Genomic DNA, 25,345 nt, shown 5'->3' with positions numbered 1-25,345 from the left:
GACCGTTCGCTGTTTCATGAGGTCAGGTACGACCGAAGTGAGGCGGCATGGCCGGAGCCGGCACGGGCACCCAGGAACCGGACTCGCTGAAGCCCGACGCTATCGGGTTCCTCGACGCGCTCGTCATCGGGCTCAACGCCACCTCGCCCGCGTACTCGCTGGCCGCGGTGATCGGCCCGGTCGTGGCGCTGGTCGGCGTGTACGCGCCCGGTGTGATGCTGGCGGCGTTCGTGCCGATGCTGCTGATCGCCTCGGCGTTCTACCACCTCAACAAGGTCGACCAGGACTGCGGCACGACCTTCTCCTGGGTGACCCGCGCGATGGGGCCGTGGGCGGGCTGGCTCGGCGGCTGGGCCATCACCATGACCGGTGTCCTCGTCGTGGGCTCGCTGGCGGACGTCGCGGTGACGTTCGCGCTGCTCGCCTTCGGGCTGGACAGATGGGCGGACAACGAGTGGGTGCGGCAGATCCTCACCGTGCTGCTCATCCTGGTGATGACGGCGGTGTGCGTCATCGGCACCGAGGTGTCCGCCCGCGTGCAGAACGCGCTGATCCTCGCCCAGGTCGCCTGCCTGCTCGCGTTCGCCGTGGTGGCGCTCTACCGGGTCTACGCCGGCACCGGGGACCTCCACGCCGTGAGACCGGAGTTCAGCTGGCTGAACCCGTTCGGCGCGGGCGGCGCGCGGCTGACGGCGGGGCTGCTGCTCGGCGTGTTCGTCTACTGGGGCTGGGAGTCGGCGGTCAACCTCACCGAGGAGACCGAGAACTCCGCGACCGCCCCCGGTGAGGCGGCCGTGTGGTCGACGGTCATCCTGCTGGTCACGTATGTGTCGGTCGCCATCGCGGTCGTGGCCTACGCCGGTCCCGCGTTCCTCGCGGAGAACGCCGACGAGGAGGAGCTCATCTTCGCCCTCCTCGCGGGCAAGGTGATGGACGGCTGGGACTGGATCGTGCTGCTGGCCGTGTCGACGTCCGCTGTGGCGTCCACGCAGACGACGATCCTCCCGGCCTCGCGCACCGCGCTGTCCATGGCCCGCCGGCACGCCCTGCCGGCCCGCTTCGGGCACATCCATCACCGGTTCCGCACGCCGGACGTGAGCACGTGGTGGGTGGCGGGCATCGCCATCGCCTGGTACCTGGTCATCCGTCGGATCAGTGAGAACGCCCTGTTCGACTCGCTCACCGCGCTATCCCTGCTGATCGCCTTCTACTACGCGCTCACCGGCCTCGCGTGCGCCGTCTACCACCGGCGTCACCTCACCGAGAGCGTCCGCACCTTCGTGCTGATCGGTCTCGGCCCGGTGGTGGGCGCCGGGCTGCTGGCGTGGCTCCTCGTCGAGTCGATCGCCGACATGGCCGACCCGGCCAACTCCTACAGCGGCGTCTCGTGGTTCGGTCTCGGGCCGCCGCTGGTCATCGGGATCGGCATCACCCTCGCGGGCGTGATGCTGATGGTGGTGTGGCGGCTGAGGGCGCCGGCCTTCTGGGCGGAGCGCCCCGACGTGGCCGACCCCGACCTCGTGCATGGCGGGGAGTCCTGACGTGCCCGTGGTGTGCGGTTACGACGAGTCCCCGGGGGCGGTCCGCGCGCTCCCCGTCGCGCTTGAGGTGGCGGCCGCGTTCGGCGACACCCTTGTGCTGGTCCAGGGGACGGTGGCCGACGGCCTCGTAGGGGGTGTCTTGTCGATCAGGCCCGGATCAGCGCGCCGTGAACCCGGCATGATCGGCGAGACACCCCTTAGGGCCGCCCCGCCACCAGCCACGTCGAGGGCAGTTCGATGCGGGTTCCGTCGGGGCCGTGCTCGGTGGTGGCCAGCGGCAGCGTGCCGCTCGCGAGCACGTCGAGGCCGGCCGCGCGCAGGTACCCGGTCAGCGCGCCGTCGGTGACCTCGCCCGGCGCGATGCCGTGCCGCAGGACCGGGGCCAGCTTGGGCGGCGGCCCGGCGGGGCTCTGCGCCAGGCCCATGAGGACGTGCTTGGCGGCCTCGGAGGGTTCGACGAGGAGGACCCGGCCGCGCTCGCCGGCCAGCACGGCCAGCCCGTCCGCCATCGCCTGCCGGTCGTCGGGGTCGGCCTGGTGCAGGACACCGCGCACGTAGACGTTGGCGTCGCCGAGTTCGGCGTGCAGTGTCTGGACGTCCGCCTTCTCCGCCACGTCGAGCAGCCGGTACTCCGCCCGCCCGGCCGGGTCGGCCCGGCGGGCGTGGTCGAGGGCCGCGGCCGACAGGTCGGCGCCGACGACGCGCGGGAAGCGGTCGGCGAGGAAACGGGTCTGGGTGCCGTTGCCGCAGCCCAGGTCGATCACCACCAGGCCCGGGTCGGTCAGGTGCGGCTCCAGCAGGGGCAGATGACGGCCGGCGGTCAGCGCCGGCTCCGCATCCCAGAACACGGCGCCCTGCTCGCCCGGGGCCTCGCGCCAGAAGCCCTCCCAGGCGTCCCGGTACCGACTCGTCACGCTCATGACCGACTCCCCCTGGGCTACGACCGGCGACCGCCGGGTGACGGGCGGGTCCGGTCTATCGCGGCCGGGCCGGGGCCGACAAGCGCCCGGCGCGTACCTTCACGTCTCGTCCGGAACTTCCGCCGGACGTCAGCGGCCGGCGAGCGTCAGCTCGAACCAGACGGTCTTGCCGGTGCCCGTACGGCTCGCGCCCCAGGCGCGGGCGAGCGCGCTCACGACGCGCAGCCCCCGTCCGGCGGCGTCCTCGGGTCCGGTGTCCAGCAGGGTCGGCAGCTCGTGCTCGTCGTCGTCCACCTCGCACAGCAGCGTCTCGCCGCGTACGAGCCGCAGTTCGACGGGGCGGTCGCGGGAGTGCCGGACGGCGTTGGTGACGAGCTCGCTCACCAGCAGTTCGGCGGTGTCGGCGAGCCGGGTCAGGTCCCAGGCGCGCAGCTGCTCACGGACGAGGGCGCGGGCGCGGCCCGCCTCGGCGGGGTCGAGGGCGAGCCGGTGCACGGCGACGTCGGCGGGGGCGATGCCGTTGAGGCGGGCCATGAGCAGGGCGACGTCGTCCTTGCGGCCGCCGCGCGGGTTGAGGGCGCGGATGATGGTGTCGCACGCCTCGTCCATGGACGCGGCCGGGTGGGCGGCGGATTCGCACAGGACGGTGAGTCTGACACCGATGTCTTCGCCGCGCAGCTCGACCAGGCCGTCGGTGCACATGACGATCCGGTCGCCGGGCTCGACGCGTACGCGCGCCTCTTCGAAGGGCACGCCGCCGACGCCGATCGGCGCGCCCGTGGGCAGGTCGAGCAGTTCGCCGTGCCCGCTGTCGGCGCGGACCAGGACGGGCGGGATGTGGCCCGCGTTGGCGAGGCGCAGCTCGCCCGCGAGGGGGTCGTAGACGACGTACAGGCAGGTCGCGAGGTGGTTGTCGCCGAGGCGCTGGGCGAGGTCGTCGAGGTTGCGCAGCAGCTGGGCGGGCGGCAGGTCGAGGGCGGCCATGGTCTGCACGGCCGTGCGCAGCTGGCCCATCATGGCGGCGGAGTTGAGGCCGTGGCCCATCACGTCGCCGACGACGAGGGCGGTCCGGGCGCCGGGCAGCTTGACCGAGTCGAACCAGTCGCCGCCGACCCGGCCGAGGAGCGTGCCCGGCAGGTACCGGGTGGTGATGTCGCAGCCCGCCATGCGGCGGGGGATCTGCGGCAGCATGCTGTCCTGGAGGGTCTCGGCGACGCTCTCCTGGTACGTGTACATCCGGGCGTTGTCGAGCACGAGGCCCGCTCTGGCGGCGAGTTCGGCCCCGGTGACCCGGTCCATGTCGTTGAACTCGACGCGTTCGGGGTGGCGCAGCAGGATCATGAAGCCGAGGACGACGTCGCGGGCCTTGAGCGGGACGACCAGCATCGAGCGGCCAGTGATCAGCGGGCGGATGTCCCGCTTCTCGAACTGGGACGCGATGGCGTGACCCGCCTCGGGGCTGATCCGCGGGACGAGCACGGGCTCGCCGGTCGTCATGCACCGGAAGAACGGGGTGTGGGCCGGAAAGGGCATGGCCTCGCCGACCGGTACGACGTCGTCCCAGCGGCCGGGTTCGTCGGTGTGCTCGAGGGCGACCCGGTGCCACATCGTGGTGGTGTCCGGCACCCCGTCGGGGAAGCCCTCGCCGGCGACGACCTGTTCGCGCAGATAGGTGCCGGCGACGTCGGTGAAGCGGGGGACGACGGCCTTGCTGACCTCGACGATGGTCTGCGCCAGGTCGAGGGAGGTGCCGATGCGGCCGCTGACCTCGTTCAGGAACTCCAGGCGCTCGCGTACGGCGGCGTACTCCAGGTCCTCACCGTCGTCGGGATCCTCGGCCGGTGCCGGTAAGCCGTGGGCGGCGGCCCGGGCGGCCCGCTCCCGGCGGGCCCGGCGTTCGACGCGCCGGGGCACGCCCCAGTCGGGGGTGACGGGCACCCGGTCGTTCTGGCTGAACTCCAGGACGGGGTAGCCGAGTTCCAGGATCTGGCCGACGATCCGGGCGCTCTCGTCGACGCTCACGCTGGGCAGGATCTCGGGGAGCTTCGAGGCGAGTTCCTCGGCGCCGGGGAAGTCGGTGTGCAGGGCGAAGGCGGGCGCCACCCGGTCGAAGCCGGGGTCGTCGCCGGCGGTCTCCTGCTGGAGCCGGCCGACGTCGGCGCCGAGCACGAGCAGCCGCTCCGGTCCGGGGCCCACCAGGGGGTAGGCCCACCACAGGACGTCGACGCGGTCCCGCTCGGGCACGGTCAGCCGGGCCCGGCCGGCGGCCGGGTAGTACAGCCGCCCGTCGAGGGACGTCTCCAGGTCGTGCCCCGTGTCGTCGTAGGCCCCGTACGGCCCGTACGGCGAGATGTCGTCGTCCTCGGGCAGTGCTCCGGACACCGGCAGGAGGTCGACGGCGGGGTGCCCGATCGCCTCCTCCTTGGTGGCGCCGAAGAGGCGGCGCGCGCCGGAGCTCCAGTGGGAGACGAGCCCCGCGCGGTCGACCACCACCACGGCGAGCGGGATGCGTCCGGTCGCGGCGTGCTCCGTCGCCGCGCCGTCCCTTTCGGTGCCACGGTCCATGGCCCAGGCCCTCTCTCCCCACGGTCCGCAAGATCTGCGCGCCCCCACCACCGTACGGGTCCCCGCCTCGGGGATGTGTGGCAATAGGGGAATTGATGTACCGGGTTCACAACGGCGCGCGCGGGGGCGGAAAGATCCGGCCGCGCCCCTTTCCCGCAGGACAGCGGCGGGTCGGGCGGCGGGGTCAGTCCTCGTGCCCGAGCTGGAGGTCGCGTTCCGTGCGCCCGCCGCGGGCGACCTGGAGCACGGTGGCGACCGGCGGGTAACCGGCGGCGATGACCGTGTACTCGCCGGAGGAGAGGTCGGTGAACCGGAAGGTGCCGTCGGGTCCGGTGGTGAGGGTGTCCACGACGTTGCCGGCCGCGTCGAGCAGGGTGACGCGGGCGTCCTCGACGGGGCGTCCGCCGCCGGCCCGGACGGTGCCGCGCAGAGCGGCGCCGCCCGCGAGTTCGATGTCCTGCCGGGTCTCGCGGGCCGCCTTGACGGTGACCGGGACGGCGGCGGGCCGGAACGCGGTCGAACTGGCGGCGAGGGTGTACTCCCCGGCGATCAGTTCGGTGATGACGTAGCCGCTCTCGCGTTCGCTGCGGGTGGTGGCGACGACCTCGCCGCGGACGTCGGTGAGGGTGACGGTGGCGTCCACGGGGGTGCCGTCGGGGCTGAGCACCCGTCCGGCGAGGCGCCCGGCGCCGCCGAGCAGGATGTCGAGGTCGACGGGGCGCTCGCCCACGGTGACGGAGACGGCCTGCGGCTGGTGCCCGCCGGCGGCGGCGATCATGACGTACGCCCCGGGTCCGGGGGCGGCCAGGGCGAACCGCCCGTCCTCCGCGCTGGTGGCCCGGCCGACCTGCTGTCCGGCGACGTCGATCAGGGTCAGCGCCGCGCGGGGTACCACGGTGCCGTCTGCGTGCTGGACGGCGCCGCGGACGGGGAGCGGGGCGCCGTGCGGCGAGCGGGCCTGCGGGACGGCCGGCCGGGCGGCGGGGCCGGTCTCCTCGGTGGGGGCGTTGTGGGTCACCAGGGGTTTCTCCTTGAGGAAGAAGGCGATGAGCAGGCCCAGCACGAGCACCGGGACGAGGTACAGGAAGATCCTCGGCATGGCGTCGGCGTACGCCTGGATGTAGGCGTCGCGCAGCGCCGGGGGCAGGGTGTGGACGAGCTGCGGGGTGATGGCCTCGGCGTCGGGCAGTTCCGCGCCCGCCCGCGCGGGGAGCCGGTCGGCGAGGGCGTCGGTCAGCCGGTCGGCGAAGAGGGTGCCGAAGACGGCCGCGCCGACGCTGCCGCCGATCTGCCGGAAGTAGTTGTTGGCGCTGGTGGCCGTGCCGAGGTCGGCCGGGCGCACGGAGTTCTGCACGGCGAGGACGAGGACCGGCATCACCATGCCGATGCCGGCGCCGAGCACGGCCATCCAGACGCTGTAGTGCAGCCGGGGCGTGTCGGTCTCCAGCCGGGACAGCAGCCACATGCCGAGGGCGGCCAGGGCGCTGCCGAGCAGGGGGTGGATCCGGTAGCGGCCGGTGCGGCTGATGAGCTGGCCGCAGATGATGGAGGCACCGACGATGCCGCCCATCATGGGGAGCATGAGCAGCCCGGACTCGGTGGCGGTGGCCCCGCCGACCATCTGCAGGAAGGTCGGCAGATAGCTGGCCGCGCCGAACAGCGCGACGCCGATCACGAGGCCCACCAGGGCGGTGACGTTGAAGACGGAGTCCCTGAACAGCCGCAGCGGGATGAGGGGTTCGGGAGCGAAGCGCTCGACGACGAGGAACAGGACCGAGGCGGCCGCCGCTCCGGCGCCGAGGCCGAGGATGACGCGGGAGTCCCAGGGGTGCTCGGTGCCGCCCCAACTGGTCAGCAGGACCAGGCAGGTGGAGGCGGCGGCGAGCAGCAGGGCGCCGAGGACGTCGAGCCGGGCCCGGCCCTCGGGCTTGGGGAGCTTCAGCACGACGGCGACGACGGCGAGGGTGACCAGGCCGAAGGGGACGTTGATGTAGAAGCACCAGCGCCAGGAGAGGTGGTCGGTGAAGTAGCCGCCGAGCAGTGGACCGGCGACCGAGGCGAGGCCGAACGCGGCGCCGATCAGGCCCATGTAGCGGCCCCGCTCACGGGCGGGCACGATGTCGGCGATGATCGCCTGGACGCCGATCATGAGTCCGCCGGCGCCGACGCCCTGGACGGCCCGGTACGCGATCAGCTGGTCCATGGTCCCGGCCCGTCCCGCGAGCGCGGAGCCGACGACGAAGACGACGATGGCGAACTGGAAGACGCCCTTGCGGCCGAACAGGTCGCCGAGCTTGCCGTAGACCGGCAGTCCGACGGTGGCGGTGAGCAGATAGGCGGTGATCGCCCAGGACATCCGGTCGAGGCCGTGCAGCTCACCGACGATCTTCGGCAGCGCGGTGGCGACGATCATCTGCTCCAGCGCGGCCAGCAGCAGCGCGAGCATCAGGGCGAAGAAGACCAACCGCACCCGGCGCGGGGCGAGTTCGCCCGCGATGCCGGGGGCGGGCGGGGGGACGTCCGGGGGTGCGACGACCGGTTCGTCCTGTACCAGAGTGCTTCCGCCCACGTACCCGCTCCCCTCGTCGCGCTGCCGCACCATGTCCGCGTAGGCGAACAACTACGGGCAAGCGCGACGAGTTACGGAACCAGGTCGGTCGCGGAAGAGAACCACTCGATCCGGTGAGGACGACAACGGCCGCCGGACTCCGGCGGGTTGAGTGGCCCCGGGGGCTACTTCTCCACCTCGGCGGCGAGGTTGGCGAGCAGCGCGTCGTAGATCCGGCCGAGGCCCTTGGGCGCGAAGGTCCGCTCGAAGAAGCCGCCGATGCCCCCGGCGCCCTGCCAGGTGCTGGTGACGACGACCCGGGACCTGCCCTCCCCGGCCGGGGTGACCCGCCAGGTGGTGACCATCGAGGAGTTGCGGTCCTTCTCGACGAGCTCGCCGTCGGTGGGCTCACTGACCTCCAGGAGGCAGTCGCGCACGCGCTTGCTGGTGGCCTGGAGCTTCCAGTGGACGAGGGTGCCCTCGCCGTCGCCGCCCTCGCGCACCTCGTACTCGCTGAAGTGCTCGGGCAGCAGCTTGCGCCGGGTGCCGGTGTAGTCGGCGAGGGCGTCGAACACCTTCTCCGCGTCCGCCGCGACGACCCGCTCCGTAGTGGCCTCGACCTGCGCCATCGACTTCCTCCAGGACCTGAGTTCTCGGGGTTGGGGCAAGCCAACCACCCCGGTGGCACCCCGCCCAAATCGGGGTGCCGATCGGCTCACGGAACCGGTCGCGAGGCGATCGGAAACGAAGACGGGCCAGGGGTAGCACGATCAAGGGAACATGTGTTCTATTCTGGGGTCAGTGCAACCGAGGAGGCACCATGCGCTGGGAGAACCTCGCCCTGGAGACCGACCACAGCCGGGCCGACACCGGTCTGTTCGGCGCGGACGCCGTGGTCACCCGCACCTTCGACACGCCCGAGTTCGCCGGGATCACCTTCCACGAGATCCGGGCCCGCTCGATCGTGAACCGGGTGCCGGGCGCCTCGCGCATGCCCTTCGAGTGGACGGTGAACCCGTACCGGGGCTGCTCGCACGCCTGCGTGTACTGCTTCGCCCGCAAGACCCACAGCTACCTCGACCTCGACACGGGCCTCGGTTTCGACTCCCAGATCGTGGTGAAGGTGAACGCGCCGGAACTGCTGCGCCGGCAGCTGTCCTCCCGCCGCTGGCAGGGCGACCACATAGCGATGGGCACCAACGTCGACTGCTACCAGCGGGCCGAGGGCCGCTACCGCCTGATGCCGGGCATCCTGGCGGCGCTGCGCGACCACGCCAACCCCTACTCGATCCTGACCAAGGGGACGCTGATCCTGCGCGACCTCGATCTGCTCAAGCAGTCCGCCGAGGTCACGGACGTCGGCGTCTCCGTCTCCGTCGGCTTCGTCGACCGCGAGCTGTGGCGCACCGTGGAGCCGGGCACCCCCGCTCCCGAGCGGCGCCTGGACGTCGTGCGGACCCTGACCGAGCACGGCCTGGGGTGCGGGGTGCTGATGGCGCCGGTCATCCCGTTCCTCGGCGACCAGCCGGCGCAGCTGCGGGCCACCGTGCGGGCCATCGCCGCCTCCGGCGCCACGTCCGTCACCCCGCTGGTGCTGCATCTGCGGCCCGGCGCGCGCGAGTGGTTCATGGCGTGGCTCGGCCGCGAGCACCCGCATCTGGTGCGGCGCTACGAGCGGCTGTACGCGGACGGCGCCTACGCGCCGAAGTGGTACCAGCGCCGTATCACCCGTCAGGTGCACGAGCTCGCCCGGGAGTACGGCATCGGCCCCGCCCGCTCTGGCACGCCCCGCCGCATCCGCGCACCCCTCCCCGCCGAGCCGGCACCCGACCCCGGGCCCACCCAGCTCACACTGCTCTAGGGGGTGTCAGGCGGCATCGGGGGGCATCTCACGACCCGATCGGGTCACATCCAGGCGGAACCCGTTCCTCCGGGCGCCCGTTCCGGGACGAATGCGGCCAGGGCCGTGGCACGCGCGGCCCGCGACCCTCCGTCCTGGGAGGACCCATGGGAAAACGCGCAACCGTTCTGTGCGGCGCCGCGCTCGTCGTGGCCGGAAGCCTCACCGCCGTCCCCGCCGAGGCGAGCGCCCCGCCCACCGCCGCCGAGGCCGCGCCCCTCACCTGGAAGAAGTGCGGCACCTCGAAGTACCCGACGCTCCAGTGCGCCTCGTTGAAGGTGCCGCTCGACCACGCCGCCCCGAAGGGCAGCACGATCACGCTGGCCCTCTCCCGCGTCCCGCACACCGCGAAGACGTACCAGGGCCCGCTCCTGGTCAACCCCGGGGGGCCGGGCGGCAGCGGTCTCGTGCTGGCCGGCTTCGTCGCCTCGGCCCTGCCCAAGGCGGTGGCGGCGCAGTACGACGTCGTCGGCTTCGACCCGCGCGGCGTGGGCAGGAGCCGCCCGGCGCTGGACTGCCGTCCCACGCACTTCGCGCCCGTGCGCCCGGAGTCCGTGCCGAGCACGCCCTGGGTGGAGCGCGCCAACCTGCGGCGCGCGAAGGAGTTCGCCCGCGCGTGCGGCGAGAAGTACGCCGACGTGCTGCCGTACATCGACACCGTCAGCGCCGCGCGCGACCTGGACCTGATCCGCGCCGCCCTGGGCGCGCCCCGCATCAGCTACTTCGGCTACTCGTACGGCACCTATCTCGGCGCGGTCTACGCCAAGCTCTTCCCGCAGCGGGTGCGGCGGGCGGTGCTGGACTCGGTCGTGGACCCCACCGGCGTCTGGTACGACGACAACCTCGCCCAGGACTTCGCCTTCGACGACCGGCACCGCGCCTTCCTGGCCTGGGTCGCCCGGCACGACCGGACGTACCGGCTCGGCACGGACCCGGCCCGGGTCGAGGATCGGTGGTACGCCCTGCGGACGGCGCTGGCGCGGACCCCGGCCGGCGGGACGGTGGGCCCGGCCGAACTGGAGGACACCTTCCTGCCCGGCGGCTACTACAACGGCTACTGGCCGCAGCTCGCCCAGGCGTTCGCGGCGTACGCGAACGACCGGGACGGCGGCCCGCTCGTCGAGGCGTACAAGCGGTTCGGCGCGGCGGACGAGGGCAGCGGGAACGGCTACAGCGTCTACGCCGCCGTGCAGTGCCGAGACGCCGCCTGGCCGCGCGACTGGCATCGCTGGCGGGCGGACAACTGGGCCGCGCACACCAAGGCGCCCTTCATGACCTGGAACAACGCCTGGTACAACGCGCCGTGCGCGTTCTGGCCGCAGAAGCCGCTCAGGCCGGTGGACGTGGTCAACACCGAGGTGCCGCCGGTGCTGCTCTTCCAGGCGACCGACGACGCGGCCACCCCGTACCAGGGGGCCGTCACCGTCCACCGGCGGCTGGCCGGCTCCCGTCTGGTCGTCGAGCGGGGCGGCGGCAACCACGCCGTCACCCTGGTCGGCAACGGCTGTCTGGACCGGCATCTTTCCGCCTACCTGGCCGACGGCACGCTGCCGCGCGGCTCCGGTGAGGTCGACGCGACCTGCGCGGCCTCGCCCGAACCGGAACCGACGACCGCGAAGACGACGGCGGCGACGGCACGCGGCACCGAGCTCCACGAGCTGGTCGGCTTCCGGCCCTGACCGCCTGACGACCCGTCGGGGGCGGGGACGGGAGCCCTGGTCCGCCATGGACCGGGTCGCCCCGGCCGCCCGGTCCAGCCATGTGATGCTCGGCACCGGCCGCCTCGTCGCCGTCTCCGGCCGGCGCGCGGTGGACCAGGACGGCGCGCTCGTGGGCGCGGGCGCCCCGGCGGCCCAGGCCCGTCAGGTCTTCGAGAACCCGCGGCGGTGTCCGGCGGCGGCGGGCGCGACCTTCGACGACGTCGTGAAGCTCACCCGCTTCGTCACGGACACGCCCTTCATGCCCGCCCTCCGCGCGGCCCGCGCCGAGCACCTGCCCGACGACCGGCTGCCCGCCGCGTCGGCGGTACAGGTGGCCGCGCTGGTCCGGCCGGAGTTCCTGAGGGAGGTCTGGGCGCTCGCGCTGCTGCCCGCTTGGCGGGAGGCCGGCCGGGCGGGCCGGTCCCTAGAGTGCCGTCATGGACGACGATCGCCTGACCATCCGCCCCATGACCCCGGCCGACTGCGACCGGGTCGCCGAGATCCGCGTCGGCGGCTGGCGCGCCGCCTACCAGGGGATCGTGCCGCAGCCGTACCTGGACGCCATGGACGTGGCCGAGGACGCCGAACAGCGCCGTACCCATCTCGCGGCGGCCGGCGCCGCGGTGGTGAACCTGGTGGCGGAGGAGGGCGGCCGGGTCGTCGGCTGGGGCTGCCACGGCCCCTGCCGCGACGGCGACGCCCGCACCGAGGACGCCGAGCTGTACGCGCTGTACGTGGACCCGGCCCGGATCGGCACCGGGGCGGGTCGCGCCCTGCTCACGGAGTCGATGCGCCGGTGCGCGCTCGCCGGGTACCGGCGCGTGCTGCTGTGGGTGCTGCAGGACAACGCCCGCGCCCGGCACTTCTACGCGCGGGCGGGCTTCGGGCCGGACGGCGCCGAGGAGCCCTTCGAGGTGGACGGGGTGGCGGTGCCCGAGGTGCGGTACGCCCGGGACCTGGCGGCCGGCTGACGGAGGCGGGCCGGTCGCACGCTCACCGCTGGCGCGGGATCCGGCCCAGGGCCCGCACCGCGGCCTCCGCCAGGGCCGGGTGGGCCAGCGCCTCGTTCAGGACGCGCCGCGCCCGGTCGTCGCCGAGCGCGCCCAGCCCCTCGACGCAGGCGAGGGCCACCCGGCGGTAGGGGTCGTGCGGGCGCAGCCGCCGCTCCAGCGTGGTGATGAGGGCGGGCACCGCCTCGGGGGCGCGCAGTTCGACCAGCAGACGGACCGGGTGCAGCGCGTAGGCGACCCGCAGTTCGTTGGTGGCGAGGGCGGCCGCCGCGCGGGCCGTACGGGGGTCGCCGAGCCGGGCGAGGGCGTGCGCCGCGGAGGCGCAGCGCTGCGGGTCCCGGTGGTTCAGCAGCAGGACGAGGGATTCGAACGCCCGCCGGTCCCCGGCGAGTCCGAGCCGGAACGCGGCCAACTCCCTGGCCCACAGGGGCTGTCCTGGCGCGATCAGCACCTCCGCCAGTTCGTCGAGGTCGCCGGTGGCCACGAGGCGCTCGTAGGCGGGTGTCGCTCCGGACTCCTGCCGTAAGCGCTCCGTGAGTGATCGCAACTCTTCGCTCATGGGAAGAGATTAGGCGCGACGTCGCGGACTCGGGACCTACATCACAAACCCGGGGGGTGGCGCGCTCGTTACCCGGCAGTTAAGCTCAGAAGAGCGAGTTACCCACTCGCACCCCCTCGCGGCGGCCTGGTGACGCAGCCCTCGCGAGAGCAGTCGGTTCGGTACCCAGGTACCTCAGTACGACGCGGCCACGGGACAGGGCCGGTCGGTCATCACCGCTCCTCGGACGTGTGCACGTCCGCAGCGACGGCACCGGGCGTGTGCGCTCGCAGCCCGGCAACACCCGCACTCCTTCCGCATCCGGCGCGTCCGGGCGCGTTCCCAGTCGTCACCTTCATTCCTGGAGTCCCGCGATGGCCACTCCCCTGTCCGACACCTCCCTGTCCCCTCTCAAGACCGTCGCCGTGGTCGGCCTCGGCACGATGGGCACCGGCATCACCGAAGTCCTCGCCAAGGCCGGCCGCGAGGTCGTCGGCATCGACGTCAGCGAGGCCGTGGCCGCCCAGGCCGTCGCCGCCCTGGAGTCCTCCACCGCCCGTGCGGTAGCACGCGGCCGGCTCACCGAGCAGGAGCGCGTGGACGCCCTCGCCCGCGTCCGCACCTCCACCGACCTGCGGGCCGCGGCCGACGTGGACCTGGTCATCGAGGTGGCTCCGGAGTCGTACGAGATCAAGCACCAGATCTTCCGGGAGCTGGACGCCATCGTCCGCCCCGAGACGATCCTCGCGACCGGAACCAACGCCCTGTCGGTGACCCGGCTCGCGGCCGACTCGGCCCGGCCCGAGCGCGTGCTCGGCCTGCACTTCTTCAACCCCGCGCCGGCCATGAAGCTCGTCGAGGTCGTCTCCTCGGTGCTGACCGCGCCGACCGCCGTCACGGCGGTCACCAACCTCGCCCTGGACCTGGGCAAGGAGCCCGTCGCCGTCGGCGACCGGCCGGGATTCGTCGCCGACGGCCTGCTGTTCGGCTACCTCAACCAGGCCGCCGCGATGTACGAGGCGAAGTACGCCTCCCGCGAGGACATCGACGCCGCGATGCGGCTGGGCTGCGGGCTGCCCATGGGGCCGCTCGCCCTGCTCGACCTGATCGGCATCGACACCGCCCGTACGGTCCTGGACGCCATGTACACCGAGTCCCGCGACCGGCTGCACGCGCCCGCCCCGATCCTCAAGCAGCTCAGCGGGGCCGGCCTGACGGGCCGTAAGTCGGGCCGCGGCTTCTACACCTACGAGGCTCCAGGCAGCGCCACCGTCGTGCGGGACGCGCTGACGCCGCTGGAGGGCGCCGCCCTGACGCCCGGCCGGACCGTCCGCTCCGTCGGCGTGGCCGGCTCCGGCACCATGGCGTCCGGCATCGCCGAGGTCTTCGCCAAGGCCGGGTACGACGTCGTCCTCGCCGCCCGGAGCGAGGAGAAGGCGCAGGCCGCGAAGGCGCGCATCGGCAAGTCGCTGTCGCGGTCCGTGGACAAGGGCCGTATGACCGCCGAGGCCGCCGCGCAGACCCTGGACCGGATCACCGCGGCCGGCGGTTACGACGCGTTCGCCGACGTCGACCTGGCCGTGGAGGCCGTCGCCGAGGACCTGGACGTCAAGCGGCAGCTGTTCACCGCGCTGGACAAGGTCTGCAAGCCGGGCGCGGTGCTCGCCACCACGACCTCCTCGCTGCCCGTCGTCGCCTGCGCCCGGGCCACCTCGCGTCCGCAGGACGTGATCGGCATGCACTTCTTCAACCCGGCGCCGGCCATGAAGCTGGTCGAGGTCGTCCGCACGGTCCTGACCGCCGACGACGTGCACGCCACGGTCCGCGAGGTCTGCGGCAAGATCCGCAAGCACGCCGTCGACTGCGGCGACCGGGCCGGGTTCATCGTGAACGCCCTGCTGTTCCCGTACCTGAACAACGCGATCAAGATGGTGCAGGAGCACTACGCGTCGCTCGACGACATCGACGCCGCGATGAAGCTGGGCGGCGGCTACCCGATGGGCCCGTTCGAGCTGCTGGACGTCGTCGGGCTGGACGTCTCGCTGGCCATCGAGAAGGTCCTGCACCGCGAGTTCCGCGACCCGGGCCTCGCTCCGGCGCCCCTGCTGGAGCACCTGGTGGCCGCGGGCTGCCTCGGCCGCAAGACCGGCCGCGGCTTCCGTGAATATGCCCGCCGCTGACGGCATCGGCGACTGGTTCCGAGGCGACCGCGACTGGGGCGGACTGCTCGACCCGGCCGGAGGACCCCCGCCCGCACAGGGCGGGGGAAACCCCGTACACGCGCATCGAGCTGCGGACATGCAGTACGTTCGGGTCATGTCCCAGCCCGCCAAGTCCTCACGTACACCAGCTACGCCCGACGCGCCGGAGAGTGCCGCGGGCGGCCGTGCCGCCGCCCAACGGCTCAAGATGCGCCGCGAACTGGCGGCCGCGGCCATGGAGCTGTTCGCGACCAAGGGATACGAGGCGACCACGGTCGACGAGATCGCGGCCGCGGCCGGGGTGGCCCGCCGCACCTTCTTCCGGCACTTCCGCTCCAAGGAAGAGGCGATCTTCCCGGACCACGACGACACCCTGGTCCGCGCCGAGGCGGTGCTCAACGCCGCACCGCCGCACGAGCACCCGCTCGACACGGTGTGCCGGGGCATCAAGGAGGTCATGCGGATGTACGCGGCCCGGCCGGAGATCTCGGTCGCCCGCTACAAGCTGACCCGTGAGGTGCCCACCCTGCGGGAGGCGGAGATCGCCTCGGTGGCCCGCTACGAGCGCCTGTTCACCCGCTACCTGCTCGGGCACTTCGACGAGCACGCGCACGACGACGACGCCAACGACGACCCGCTGCTGGCGGAGGTCGCGGCGTCGGCGGTGGTCACCGCCCACAACCACGTGCTGCGGCGCTGGCTGCGGGCCGGCGCGCAGGGCGACGTGGAGGCGCAGCTCGACCACGCCTTCGCGATCGTGCGCCGCACGTTCGGGACGGGGATCGGCGCGGGCCGGGACACCGCCTCGCGCACCACGACGGCCTCGGTGGCGACCGAGGGCGAGGTCCTGGTGACGGTGGCGCGGACGGACGCGCCGCTGGACGAGGTGATGCGCACCATCGAGCAGGCCCTCAAGGAGCGCTGAAGCGCCTGGACGGGAGTGGGTTCGGCCACTCCCCCGCTGTGATGACGGCCACCCGCCCGGGTGGCCGTTTTGGCATGTCAGGGGCCTTTTTGGGGGAGCTCTCCGAGCCCGTTCGATCGATCATCGCTCATTTGTCACGTAAAGATTTCATCTGAGAGCAACTTCTGGCACGCAGTGCCTTGCCGGATGACACGGCGTGCCATACGTTGAAGGAGTCCGGGCGGCCGGCGTGCAGAGACCTTTCGTACGCCGGCTGTCCCCGCAAGCCCCTCCCGGGGCCTGCGCGCCCGGCGCCTGCGTCACAGGCAACCTCCCGCGCCACCATGCGCTGCCGATCAGCACCACCGGCCGAACCGACGGCTCCCCCGAAAAAAACCCTCAGCAGCACCGACGTAACCCTCAGCGCCCCTCCTCAGGGTGCTCACCGCCGGAGGCAACACGTGACCACGAAGGACATCCTGGCCGCGATCCAGTCGCCCGACTCCACGTCGGAGGACTTCGCCGCCCTCCCGCTCCCCGAGTCGTACCGCGCGATCACCGTGCACAAGGACGAGACGGAGATGTTCGCGGGGCTGACGACCCGCGACAAGGACCCGCGCAAGTCGATCCACCTCGACGACGTGCCCCTGCCCGAGCTCGGCCCGGGCGAGGCCCTGGTGGCCGTCATGGCCTCGTCGGTGAACTACAACTCGGTGTGGACGTCGATCTTCGAGCCGCTGTCCACCTTCGGCTTCCTGGAGCGCTACGGCCGCACCAGCGAGCTGGCCAAGCGCCACGACCTGCCGTACCACATCATCGGCTCCGACCTCGCGGGCGTCGTCCTGCGCACCGGCCCGGGCGTCAACTCCTGGAAGCCCGGCGACGAGGTCGTCGCGCACTGCCTGTCCGTCGAGCTGGAGTCCAGCGACGGGCACAACGACACGATGCTCGACCCCGAGCAGCGCATCTGGGGCTTCGAGACCAACTTCGGCGGTCTCGCCGAGATCGCCCTCGTCAAGTCCAACCAGCTCATGCCCAAGCCGGACCACCTGAGCTGGGAGGAGGCCGCGGCCCCGGGCCTGGTGAACTCCACCGCCTACCGCCAGCTGGTCTCCCGCAACGGCGCCGGCATGAAGCAGGGCGACAACGTCCTGATCTGGGGCGCGAGCGGCGGACTCGGCTCGTACGCCACGCAGTTCGCCCTCGCCGGCGGCGCCAACCCGATCTGTGTCGTCTCCTCGCCGCAGAAGGCGGAGATCTGCCGCGCGATGGGCGCCGAGGCGATCATCGACCGCAACGCCGAGGACTACAAGTTCTGGAAGGACGAGAACACCCAGGACCCGAAGGAATGGAAGCGCTTCGGCAAGCGCATCCGCGAGCTGACCGGCGGCGAGGACATCGACATCGTCTTCGAGCACCCCGGCCGCGAGACCTTCGGCGCCTCGGTCTTCGTCACCCGCAAGGGCGGCACCATCACCACCTGCGCCTCGACCTCGGGCTACATGCACGAGTACGACAACCGCTACCTGTGGATGTCGCTCAAGCGCATCATCGGCTCCCACTTCGCCAACTACCGCGAGGCCTGGGAGGCCAACCGGCTGATCGCGAAGGGCAAGATCCACCCGACGCTGTCGAAGGTGTACTCGCTGGAGGACACCGGCCAGGCGGCCTACGACGTGCACCGCAACCTCCACCAGGGCAAGGTCGGCGTGCTGTGCCTCGCCCCCGAGGAGGGCCTGGGCGTGCGCGACGAGGAGAAGCGCGCCAAGCACCTCGACGCCATCAACCGCTTCCGGAACATCTGAGGGCCGGGCGATGACAGAGCGCCAGAAGGACCGTCCGTGGCTCATGCGGACGTACGCCGGCCACTCGACGGCCGAGGCGTCCAACGAGCTGTACCGGCGCAACCTGGCCAAGGGCCAGACCGGTCTGTCGGTCGCGTTCGACCTGCCCACCCAGACCGGGTACGACTCCGACCACATCCTCGCCCGCGGCGAGGTCGGCCGGGTCGGGGTGCCGGTCGCGCACCTCGGTGACATGCGCCGGCTGTTCCAGGACATCCCCCTGGAGCAGATGAACACCTCGATGACGATCAACGCCACCGCCATGTGGCTGCTGGCGCTCTATCAGGTCGTCGCCGAGGAGCAGGGCGCCGACATCACCAGGCTCCAGGGCACGACCCAGAACGACATCGTCAAGGAGTACCTGTCGCGGGGGACGCACGTCTTCCCGCCGGGGCCCTCGCTCCGGCTGACGACGGACATGATCGCGTACACGGTCTCCCACATCCCGAAGTGGAACCCGATCAACATCTGCAGCTACCACCTGCAGGAGGCGGGCGCCACGCCGGTCCAGGAGATCGCGTACGCGATGTCCACCGCCATCGCCGTCCTCGACGCCGTGCGCGCCTCGGGGCAGGTCCCCGAGGAGAAGTTCGGGGACGTCGTGGCCCGTATCTCCTTCTTCGTGAACGCGGGCGTCCGCTTCATCGAGGAGATGTGCAAGATGCGGGCGTTCGGGCGGATCTGGGACCGGATCACGCGCGAGCGGTACGGCATCGAGAACCCCAAGCAGCGCCGCTTCCGCTACGGCGTCCAGGTCAACTCCCTCGGGCTGACCGAGGCACAGCCGGAGAACAACGTCCAGCGGATCGTGCTGGAGATGCTGGCGGTGACGCTGTCGAAGGACGCCCGCGCGCGTGCCGTGCAGCTGCCCGCCTGGAACGAGGCGCTGGGCCTGCCCCGCCCCTGGGACCAGCAGTGGTCGCTGCGCATCCAGCAGGTCCTCGCGCACGAGAGCGACCTGCTGGAGTACGAGGACATCTTCGAGGGCTCGCATGTCGTCGAGGCGAAGGTCGCGGCGCTCGTCGAGGAGTCCCTCGCCGAGATCGAGCGGATCCAGGAGATGGGCGGCGCGATGGCGGCCGTCGAGTCCGGCTACCTCAAGTCGCAGCTCGTCGCCTCGCACGCCGAGCGCCGGGGCCGGATCGAGTCCGGCCAGGAGAAGATCGTCGGCGTCAACATCTTCGAGACGACCGAGCCGAACCCGCTGACCGCCGACCTGGACACCGCGATCCAGACGGTCGACCCGGCCGTCGAGGCCCGGGTCATCGCCTCGCTCCGGCACTGGCGCGACACGCGGTACCAGCCGCCCTTCAACCACCCGCGCCCCTGCAAGGCGCTGGAGCGGCTGAAGGAGGCCGCGAAGGGCACCGACAACCTCATGGAGGCCACCCTGGAGTGCGCCCGCGCCGGCGTCACGACCGGCGAGTGGGCCGGGGCCCTGCGCGAGGTGTTCGGCGAGTTCCGCGCCCCCACCGGGGTCTCCTCGGCGCCGGTCGCGATCCCCGCCGAGGAGGGCTCCGCGCTCGCCCAGGTGCGCCGCAAGGTGGAGCTGACGGCGCAGGACATGGGCGTGGGCAAGCTGCGCTTCCTGGTCGGCAAGCCCGGCCTGGACGGGCACTCCAACGGCGCCGAGCAGATCGCCGTGCGCGCCCGGGACGCCGGCTTCGAGGTGGTGTACCAGGGCATCCGGCTGACGCCGGAGCAGATCGTGGACGCGGCCCTCGCCGAGGACGTCCACGCGGTCGGCCTGTCGATCCTGTCCGGATCGCACGCGCAGCTGGTCCCGGACGTCCTGGAACGCCTCCGTGTGGCCGGTGCCACAGATATACCCGTGATAGCCGGTGGCATCATCCCGAATGGTGACGCCGAGCAGCTGAAGGAAGCCGGAGTGGCCGCCGTCTTCACCCCGAAGGACTTCGACATCACCGGGATCATCGGCCGCATCGTCGACGAGATCCGGAAAGCGAACAAGCTCGACCCTCTGGAGGTCCCCGCATGACGACCGTCAACCGCCTTCGTCCCCGCCGCTCCTGTCTGGCGGTACCGGGAAGCAACCCGCGCTTCCTGGAGAAGGCGCAGGGCCTCCCCGCCGACCAGGTCTTCCTTGACCTCGAGGACGCCTGCGCGCCGCTCGCCAAGCCCGAGGCGCGGCACACCATCGTCAAGTTCCTCAACGAGGGCGACTGGACGGGCAAGACGCGCGTCGTCCGCGTCAACGACTGGACGACCGAGTGGACGTACCGGGACGTCGTGACGGTCGTCGAGGGGGCCGGCCAGAACCTCGACTGCATCATGCTCCCCAAGGTGCAGACGGCCCAGCAGGTCGTGGCGCTGGACCTGCTGCTGACGCAGATCGAGAAGACGATGGGCTTCGAGGTCGGCAAGATCGGCATCGAGGCGCAGATCGAGAACGCGCAGGGCCTGAACAACGTCAACGAGATCGCCCAGGCCTCCCAGCGCCTGGAGACCATCATCTTCGGCCCGGCCGACTTCATGGCGTCCATCAACATGAAGTCGCTCGTCGTGGGCGAGCAGCCGCCCGGCTACCCGGCGGACGCCTACCACTACATCCTGATGAAGATCCTGATGGCCGCCCGCGCCAACGACCTCCAGGCGATCGACGGCCCCTACCTGCAGATCCGCAACGTCGACGGCTACCGCGAGGTCGCCCAGCGCGCCGCCGCGCTCGGCTTCGACGGCAAGTGGGTGCTGCACCCGGGCCAGGTCGAGGCGTCCAACGAGATCTTCTCGCCCTCGCAGGAGGACTACGACCACGCCGAGCTGATCCTGGACGCGTACGACTACTACACGTCCGAGGCGGGCGGCAAGAAGGGCTCCGCGATGCTCGGCGACGAGATGATCGACGAGGCCAGCCGCAAGATGGCCCTGGTCATCGCGGGCAAGGGCCGCGCCGCCGGCATGCAGCGCACGTCGAAGTTCGAGATCCCGGAGGCCTGACCGTCATGCAGTTCGGACGCACCTACGAGGAGTTCGAGGTCGGGGCGACGTACAAGCACTGGCCGGGCAAGACGGTCACGGAGTACGACGACCACCTGTTCTGTCTCCTCACCATGAACCACCACCCGCTCCACATGGACACGAACTACGCGGAGAAGACGACGGACTTCGGCAAGAACGTCGTCGTGGGCAACTACGTCTACTCCCTGCTGCTCGGCATGTCCGTGCCGGACATCTCCGGCAAGGCGATCGCCAACCTGGAGATCGAGTCGCTGAAGCACGTGGCGCCGACCTTCCACGGCGACACCATCTACGGTCAGACGACCGTGCTCGACAAGTGGCCGTCGAAGTCGAAGAGCGACCGCGGCATCGTCCACGTCGAGACCAAGGGCTACAAGCAGGACGGCACGCTGGTGTGTGTCTTCCGCCGCAAGGTGATGGTGCCCACCGAGACGTACATCAAGGAGCGCGGCGGCGAGCAGCCGGGCCGCCCCGAGCTGAAGGAACAGGGGAAGTAAGCGATGGCCCGTCTCGCCCAGACCGCCGGTCTGACCGACGTCCAGCAGGAGATCCTCTCCACCGTCCGCGACTTCGTGGACAAGGAGATCATCCCGGTCGCCACCGAGCTGGAGCACCGTGACGAGTACCCCCAGCAGATCGTCGACGGTCTGAAGGAGCTCGGCCTCTTCGGCCTGATGATCCCCGAGGAGTACGGGGGTCTGGGCGAGTCGCTCCTGACGTACGCGCTGTGCGTGGAGGAGATCGCCCGCGGCTGGATGTCGGTGTCCGGCATCATCAACACGCACTTCATCGTGGCGTACATGCTGAAGCAGCACGGCACGCAGGAGCAGAAGGAGCACTTCCTTCCGCGGATGGCGGCCGGCGACATCCGCGGCGCCTTCTCGATGTCGGAGCCGGGCCTCGGCTCCGATGTGTCCGCCATCACGTCGAAGGCGGTGAAGGACGGCGACGAGTACGTCCTCAACGGCCAGAAGATGTGGCTGACGAACGGCGGGACGTCCTCTCTGGTCGCCGTTCTCGTCCGAAGTGACGAAGGACACTCCCCTGAAGAGGCGGCCGCCAAGCCCCACAAGTCGATGACGACGTTCCTCGTGGAGAAGGAGCCCGGCTTCGGCGAGGTCCGCCCGGGACTCACCATCCCCGGCAAGATCGACAAGATGGGCTACAAGGGTGTCGACACGACCGAGCTCATCATGGACGGCCTGCGCGTTCCGGCCGATCGGGTGCTCGGCGGCGTCACCGGCCGAGGTTTTTACCAAATGATGGACGGCGTCGAGGTCGGCCGCGTCAACGTGGCGGCGCGTGGCTGCGGCGTCGCTCAGCGTGCCTTCGAACTGGGTGTCCAGTACGCCCAGCAGCGTCACACTTTCGGCAAGCCGATCGCCCAGCACCAGGCCATCCAGTTCAAACTGGCCGAGATGGCTACCAAGGTGGAGGCCGCGCATGCCATGATGGTGAACGCGGCTCGCAAAAAGGACTCGGGTGAGCGAAACGACCTCGAAGCAGGGATGGCGAAGTACCTCGCCAGCGAATACTGCAAGGAGGTCGTGGAAGACTCCTTCCGGATCCACGGCGGCTACGGCTTCTCCAAGGAGTACGAGATCGAGCGCCTCTACCGTGAGGCTCCGATGCTGCTCATCGGCGAAGGTACCGCCGAGATCCAGAAAATGATCATCGGTCGCAGGCTGCTCGAAGAGTATCGGTTCCAGGGATAGATGTCCGAGTTCGGGGTGTTTTCTTCGAGAAGAAGATCACACCCCGTACAGACTCTTCAGCCGCCGACTCGGCTTCCTGGCTTGCCCAGTTGTGGGCCGCGACCGGTACGATCCCGGGAAAGCCGCCGTCCCCCGTTGAAGCGCGGCATCATCCGCTACGAAGGTCATCCATGCCCCACAGCCAAACCTCTGCACCACGCGACAGCCGGGCCGGCGTACGCCTCGCGCGCGGAGCATCGCCGTGGCTTCTCCCGACCGTCGCCACCGCAGCCCTCAGCCTGGCCCGCGCACGCCGCTCCGGCGTCGCCAAGGCCGTGGCCGTACCCGCCACCGCTCTGGCGGCGGGCATGCTGTGGTTCTTCCGCGACCCCGAGCGCGAGATCGCCCAGGGCCGGGTCATCTCCCCCGCCGACGGTGTGGTGCAGAGCATCATGCCGTGGAAGGACGGCCGCACCCGCGTCGCGATCTTCATGAGCCCGCTCAACGTCCACGTCAACCGTGCGCCGCTCTCCGGCACCGTGACGTCCGTCGAGCACATCCCGGGCGGGTTCGTGCCGGCGTTCAACAAGGAGAGCGAGAACAACGAGCGCGTAGTCTGGCATTTCGACACCGAACTCGGCGACATCGAGATGATCCAGATCGCCGGCGCCGTGGCACGTCGCATCGTCCCCTACATCCCGCAGGGCACGAAGGTCGAGCAGGGCGACCGCATCGGTCTGATCCGCTTCGGCTCCCGTGTCGACATCTACCTGCCGGAGGGCGTGGAGGTCGCGGTCGAGGTCGGGCAGAAGACCGTGGCTGGGGTGACTCGCATTGACCGTGATTGATCCAGATACGCAACCGGGCTGGGTGCCGGGGGCCGACGAGGACGACGAGGAGGAGATGCCGCTCTCTCTGCGCCTGTCGATAGCGGACACCCTCACCCTCGGCAACGCCACGTGCGGCTTCATGGCGGTGTACTTCACCACCACCGGCATCCTGATCCCGCACCTCACGGGCAGCCAGGAGTCCGGCATGGCCCGCCACAGCGCGGCCACGGCGGTCATCCTGATGCTCTGCGCGGCGGTCTTCGACCTGTTCGACGGCCTGGTCGCACGCAAGCTGCGCTCGTCCCCGATGGGGGCCGAGCTGGACAACCTGTCCGACCTGATCAGCTTCGGCCTGGCCCCGGCGTACTTCGTCCTGGTCTACGGCATGGTCGCCGACGACGCGCACCAGAGAGTGGCCGCGGTCGGGGCGATCGTGGTGCTGCTGGCGGTCGTGCTGCGGCTGGCGCGCTTCTCCTGCGTGTCCGTCCCCAACGGAATGTTCCAGGGGATGCCGTCGCCGTTCGGCGCGCTGACGGTGGTCTCGATCGTCCTGCTGGAGCTGCCCTTCGTGGCGACGCTCCTGGCGATCCTGGGCACGGCCTGGCTGATGGTGAGCCGGGTCGAGTACCCGAAGCCGCGCGGCCGCCTCGCGATCGCGATGCTGTCCTGGATCGTCGTGTCCATGGGTCTGCTCGCCGCCTGGGCGTTCGAGGCCCCGAGCGGTCAGCTCCTCCTCCAGACGGGCTGCGCGCTCCAGCTGGTGATGGGCGCGGTGATCCCGCTGTTCGCCACGGCCCGCCGGGTGAACAACTTCCGCGACAACCGGCGCGAGGCGCGGGCGGCGCAGCTGCCGTAGCGATCCGCGTACCGTGCCGAGAAGGGCCCCGGACCGATCTGGTCCGGGGCCCTTTCGCGTGCCCGGGGTGCTCGGCCCGGGCTCAGAGCAGGAAGTCACGCCCGACGCGTTCGGCGACGCGCTCCAGGATCGGACCGGCGTCCGCGATGCACGCCGCCACGTCCGGCTCCTCCTCGGTCAGCGGGTACGCCCGCCGGATGCCGGCCCGGCCCAGTGCCTCCGGCGCGAGCGCGAGGCGCCCGCAGACGGCGACCACCTCCTTGCCCGCCGCGCGGGCCGCCGCCGCGACCCCGGCCGGCGCCTTGCCGTGCAGGGTCTGCTCGTCCAGCGAGCCCTCGCCGGTGATCACCAGGTCGGCGCGCTCCACGGCGGGCGCGAAACCCAGGACGTCGAGCATGACCTCGATGCCCGCCCGGAAGCGGGCGCCGAGCAGGAGGGCGCCGTACCCGATGCCGCCGGCGGCTCCGGCGCCCGGCGCCGAGGCGTGCTCGGCGGCCCGGGGACCGAGGGCGGCCTCCAGGACCTTGGCGTAGTGGGCGAGGGCCGCGTCCAGCGCGGCCACGTCGTCCGGGGACGCGCCCTTCTGCGGGCCGTACACGGCCGGCGCGCCCGTCGGGCCGGTCAGCGGGTTGTCGACGTCGCTGGCGAGCAGCAGGTCGACCTCGGCCAGCCGGGGGTCCAGCCCCGACAGGTCGGCGGTGGCCAGATCGGCGAGTCCGCCCCCGCCGGGTGCCACCGGCTCGCCGTCCGCGTCGAGCAGGCGGGCGCCGAGCGCGCTCAGCATCCCGGCGCCGCCGTCCGTGGTGGCGCTGCCGCCGACGCCGAAGACGAGGGTGCGGGCGCCGGCGTCCAGGGCCGCCCGCAGCAGCTCGCCGGAGCCGTAGGTGGACGCCGTGCGGGGGGCGAGGACGCCCGCGGGCAGCCGCTGGAGGCCGCTGGCCTCCGCCATCTCCACGACCGCGGTGTCGCCGCGCAGCGCGAACGCCGCCGTCACCTCGTCGCCGAGCGGTCCGGCGACCCGCACCTCGCGCCGCTCGAAACCGGCCGCGACCGCCGCGTCGACGGTGCCGTCACCGCCGTCGGCGACCGGCATGGCCTCGACCTCCACGCCCGGGGCGGCCCGGCGCAGACCGGCGGTGACCCGCTCGGCGACCTGCACGGCCGTGAGCGACCCCTTGAACTTGTCCGCGGCGATGAGCACGCGCTGTGTCACTTGTATCCCCTTGCTCTCCGAGCCCCGCACAGGTCGGGGCCAGTCGCGCCGCTGCGACCTTAACCGGCGGCACCCCGGACCCGCCATGACACGGCCGGGGCA

The 25,345-nt window shown here is 71.7% G+C and carries 19 protein-coding genes and 1 pseudogene; 14 read left to right on the top strand and 6 right to left on the bottom strand.

What is annotated here, in order from left to right; translation table 11 throughout:
- Positions 1-47 precede the first annotated feature (47 nt).
- Positions 48-1,541 (top strand): APC family permease, encoded by a 1,494-nt coding sequence (locus tag ACFRAC_RS07125; RefSeq protein ID WP_382921949.1) that lies wholly within the window; start codon positions 48-50, stop codon positions 1,539-1,541.
- A 197-nt stretch (positions 1,542-1,738) separates the two neighbouring features.
- Here the strand turns inward: ACFRAC_RS07125 and ACFRAC_RS07120 are convergent, their stop codons facing one another.
- The 4 genes from ACFRAC_RS07120 to ACFRAC_RS07105 form a co-directional block, all read right to left on the bottom strand.
- The gene (locus ACFRAC_RS07120; RefSeq protein WP_382921947.1) at positions 1,739-2,461 is read right to left on the bottom strand and encodes a class I SAM-dependent methyltransferase; all 723 of its coding nucleotides are present in this window, start codon (positions 2,459-2,461) and stop codon (positions 1,739-1,741) included.
- Between the two features lie 129 nt (positions 2,462-2,590).
- On the bottom strand, positions 2,591-5,026 hold the full coding sequence (locus ACFRAC_RS07115; RefSeq protein ID WP_382921945.1) for a SpoIIE family protein phosphatase: 2,436 nt from the start codon (positions 5,024-5,026) through the stop codon (positions 2,591-2,593).
- A 184-nt stretch (positions 5,027-5,210) separates the two neighbouring features.
- A complete protein-coding gene (locus ACFRAC_RS07110; protein ID WP_382921943.1) occupies positions 5,211-7,595 on the bottom strand; it encodes an MFS transporter in 2,385 nt (794 codons plus the stop codon).
- Between the two features lie 164 nt (positions 7,596-7,759).
- On the bottom strand, positions 7,760-8,203 hold the full coding sequence (locus ACFRAC_RS07105) for an SRPBCC family protein (protein ID WP_382921941.1): 444 nt from the start codon (positions 8,201-8,203) through the stop codon (positions 7,760-7,762).
- Positions 8,204-8,394: 191 nt separating this feature from the next.
- On the opposite strand from ACFRAC_RS07105, the gene ACFRAC_RS07100 reads away from it, so the two are divergent.
- The 4 genes and pseudogenes from ACFRAC_RS07100 to ACFRAC_RS07085 all read left to right on the top strand — a co-directional run bounded on the left by ACFRAC_RS07100 (position 8,395) and on the right by ACFRAC_RS07085 (position 12,145).
- Positions 8,395-9,435, top strand: coding sequence for an Rv2578c family radical SAM protein (locus ACFRAC_RS07100; RefSeq protein ID WP_382921939.1), 1,041 nt, complete (start codon positions 8,395-8,397; stop codon positions 9,433-9,435).
- A gap of 146 nt (positions 9,436-9,581) precedes the next feature.
- On the top strand, positions 9,582-11,153 hold the full coding sequence (locus tag ACFRAC_RS07095; protein WP_382921937.1) for an alpha/beta hydrolase: 1,572 nt from the start codon (positions 9,582-9,584) through the stop codon (positions 11,151-11,153).
- Between the two features lie 46 nt (positions 11,154-11,199).
- Positions 11,200-11,562, top strand: a pseudogene (locus ACFRAC_RS07090) (Rid family hydrolase); the annotation flags it as partial.
- A 49-nt stretch (positions 11,563-11,611) separates the two neighbouring features.
- The gene (locus ACFRAC_RS07085; RefSeq protein WP_382921935.1) at positions 11,612-12,145 is read left to right on the top strand and encodes a GNAT family N-acetyltransferase; all 534 of its coding nucleotides are present in this window, start codon (positions 11,612-11,614) and stop codon (positions 12,143-12,145) included.
- Between the two features lie 22 nt (positions 12,146-12,167).
- Here the strand turns inward: ACFRAC_RS07085 and ACFRAC_RS07080 are convergent, their stop codons facing one another.
- The gene (locus ACFRAC_RS07080; RefSeq protein ID WP_382921933.1) at positions 12,168-12,743 is read right to left on the bottom strand and encodes an adenylosuccinate lyase; all 576 of its coding nucleotides are present in this window, start codon (positions 12,741-12,743) and stop codon (positions 12,168-12,170) included.
- A gap of 353 nt (positions 12,744-13,096) precedes the next feature.
- Between ACFRAC_RS07080 and ACFRAC_RS07075 the strand changes: the two genes are divergently transcribed.
- From ACFRAC_RS07075 to pssA, 9 genes are all read left to right on the top strand, one after another.
- Positions 13,097-14,902 (top strand): 3-hydroxyacyl-CoA dehydrogenase family protein, encoded by a 1,806-nt coding sequence (locus ACFRAC_RS07075; RefSeq protein WP_382921931.1) that lies wholly within the window; start codon positions 13,097-13,099, stop codon positions 14,900-14,902.
- 136 nt (positions 14,903-15,038) lie between these two features.
- Positions 15,039-15,848 (top strand): TetR family transcriptional regulator, encoded by an 810-nt coding sequence (locus tag ACFRAC_RS07070; RefSeq protein WP_382921929.1) that lies wholly within the window; start codon positions 15,039-15,041, stop codon positions 15,846-15,848.
- 440 nt (positions 15,849-16,288) lie between these two features.
- Positions 16,289-17,632: a crotonyl-CoA carboxylase/reductase gene (gene ccrA, locus ACFRAC_RS07065; protein WP_382921927.1), complete on the top strand. Its 1,344-nt coding sequence runs from the start codon at positions 16,289-16,291 to the stop codon at positions 17,630-17,632.
- A gap of 10 nt (positions 17,633-17,642) precedes the next feature.
- Complete coding sequence (locus tag ACFRAC_RS07060; protein ID WP_382921925.1) at positions 17,643-19,670, top strand: protein meaA; 2,028 nt, start codon at positions 17,643-17,645, stop codon at positions 19,668-19,670.
- The gene (locus ACFRAC_RS07055; RefSeq protein ID WP_382921923.1) at positions 19,667-20,629 is read left to right on the top strand and encodes an HpcH/HpaI aldolase/citrate lyase family protein; all 963 of its coding nucleotides are present in this window, start codon (positions 19,667-19,669) and stop codon (positions 20,627-20,629) included. The genes ACFRAC_RS07060 and ACFRAC_RS07055 overlap by 4 nt, the downstream gene beginning before the upstream one ends.
- A 5-nt stretch (positions 20,630-20,634) precedes the next feature.
- Complete coding sequence (locus ACFRAC_RS07050) at positions 20,635-21,147, top strand: MaoC family dehydratase (protein ID WP_121751070.1); 513 nt, start codon at positions 20,635-20,637, stop codon at positions 21,145-21,147.
- A gap of 3 nt (positions 21,148-21,150) precedes the next feature.
- Positions 21,151-22,365, top strand: coding sequence for an acyl-CoA dehydrogenase family protein (locus tag ACFRAC_RS07045; RefSeq protein ID WP_382921921.1), 1,215 nt, complete (start codon positions 21,151-21,153; stop codon positions 22,363-22,365).
- Between the two features lie 170 nt (positions 22,366-22,535).
- Complete coding sequence (locus ACFRAC_RS07040) at positions 22,536-23,192, top strand: phosphatidylserine decarboxylase (RefSeq protein WP_048579466.1); 657 nt, start codon at positions 22,536-22,538, stop codon at positions 23,190-23,192.
- Positions 23,193-23,214: 22 nt separating this feature from the next.
- Positions 23,215-24,030, top strand: a complete 816-nt coding sequence (gene pssA, locus ACFRAC_RS07035) for a CDP-diacylglycerol--serine O-phosphatidyltransferase (protein WP_382922124.1) — start codon at positions 23,215-23,217, stop codon at positions 24,028-24,030.
- Between the two features lie 82 nt (positions 24,031-24,112).
- Here the strand turns inward: pssA and ACFRAC_RS07030 are convergent, their stop codons facing one another.
- Positions 24,113-25,231 (bottom strand): glycerate kinase, encoded by a 1,119-nt coding sequence (locus ACFRAC_RS07030; protein WP_382922122.1) that lies wholly within the window; start codon positions 25,229-25,231, stop codon positions 24,113-24,115.
- Positions 25,232-25,345 lie beyond the last annotated feature (114 nt).

The organism is Streptomyces sp. NPDC056628, assembly GCF_042792555.1.
Taxonomy (GTDB): Bacteria; Actinomycetota; Actinomycetes; order Streptomycetales; family Streptomycetaceae; genus Streptomyces.
The sequence above is the reverse complement of the archived record's forward strand: the minus strand, read 5'-3'. Positions and strand labels throughout refer to the sequence as shown.

Bases quoted from the DNA above. Each gene is read 5' to 3' on its own strand.
- ACFRAC_RS07125 (WP_382921949.1), top strand. From the start codon at position 48: ATGGCCGGAGCCGGCACGGGCACCCAGGAACCGGACTCGCTGAAGCCC.
- ACFRAC_RS07120 (WP_382921947.1), bottom strand. From the start codon at position 2,461: ATGAGCGTGACGAGTCGGTACCGGGACGCCTGGGAGGGCTTCTGGCGC.
- ACFRAC_RS07115 (WP_382921945.1), bottom strand. From the start codon at position 5,026: ATGGACCGTGGCACCGAAAGGGACGGCGCGGCGACGGAGCACGCCGCG.
- ACFRAC_RS07105 (WP_382921941.1), bottom strand. From the start codon at position 8,203: ATGGCGCAGGTCGAGGCCACTACGGAGCGGGTCGTCGCGGCGGACGCG.
- ACFRAC_RS07100 (WP_382921939.1), top strand. From the start codon at position 8,395: ATGCGCTGGGAGAACCTCGCCCTGGAGACCGACCACAGCCGGGCCGAC.
- ACFRAC_RS07095 (WP_382921937.1), top strand. From the start codon at position 9,582: ATGGGAAAACGCGCAACCGTTCTGTGCGGCGCCGCGCTCGTCGTGGCC.
- ACFRAC_RS07085 (WP_382921935.1), top strand. From the start codon at position 11,612: ATGGACGACGATCGCCTGACCATCCGCCCCATGACCCCGGCCGACTGC.
- ACFRAC_RS07080 (WP_382921933.1), bottom strand. From the start codon at position 12,743: ATGAGCGAAGAGTTGCGATCACTCACGGAGCGCTTACGGCAGGAGTCC.
- ACFRAC_RS07075 (WP_382921931.1), top strand. From the start codon at position 13,097: ATGGCCACTCCCCTGTCCGACACCTCCCTGTCCCCTCTCAAGACCGTC.
- ACFRAC_RS07070 (WP_382921929.1), top strand. From the start codon at position 15,039: ATGTCCCAGCCCGCCAAGTCCTCACGTACACCAGCTACGCCCGACGCG.
- ACFRAC_RS07060 (WP_382921925.1), top strand. From the start codon at position 17,643: ATGACAGAGCGCCAGAAGGACCGTCCGTGGCTCATGCGGACGTACGCC.
- ACFRAC_RS07055 (WP_382921923.1), top strand. From the start codon at position 19,667: ATGACGACCGTCAACCGCCTTCGTCCCCGCCGCTCCTGTCTGGCGGTA.
- ACFRAC_RS07050 (WP_121751070.1), top strand. From the start codon at position 20,635: ATGCAGTTCGGACGCACCTACGAGGAGTTCGAGGTCGGGGCGACGTAC.
- ACFRAC_RS07045 (WP_382921921.1), top strand. From the start codon at position 21,151: ATGGCCCGTCTCGCCCAGACCGCCGGTCTGACCGACGTCCAGCAGGAG.
- ACFRAC_RS07040 (WP_048579466.1), top strand. From the start codon at position 22,536: ATGCCCCACAGCCAAACCTCTGCACCACGCGACAGCCGGGCCGGCGTA.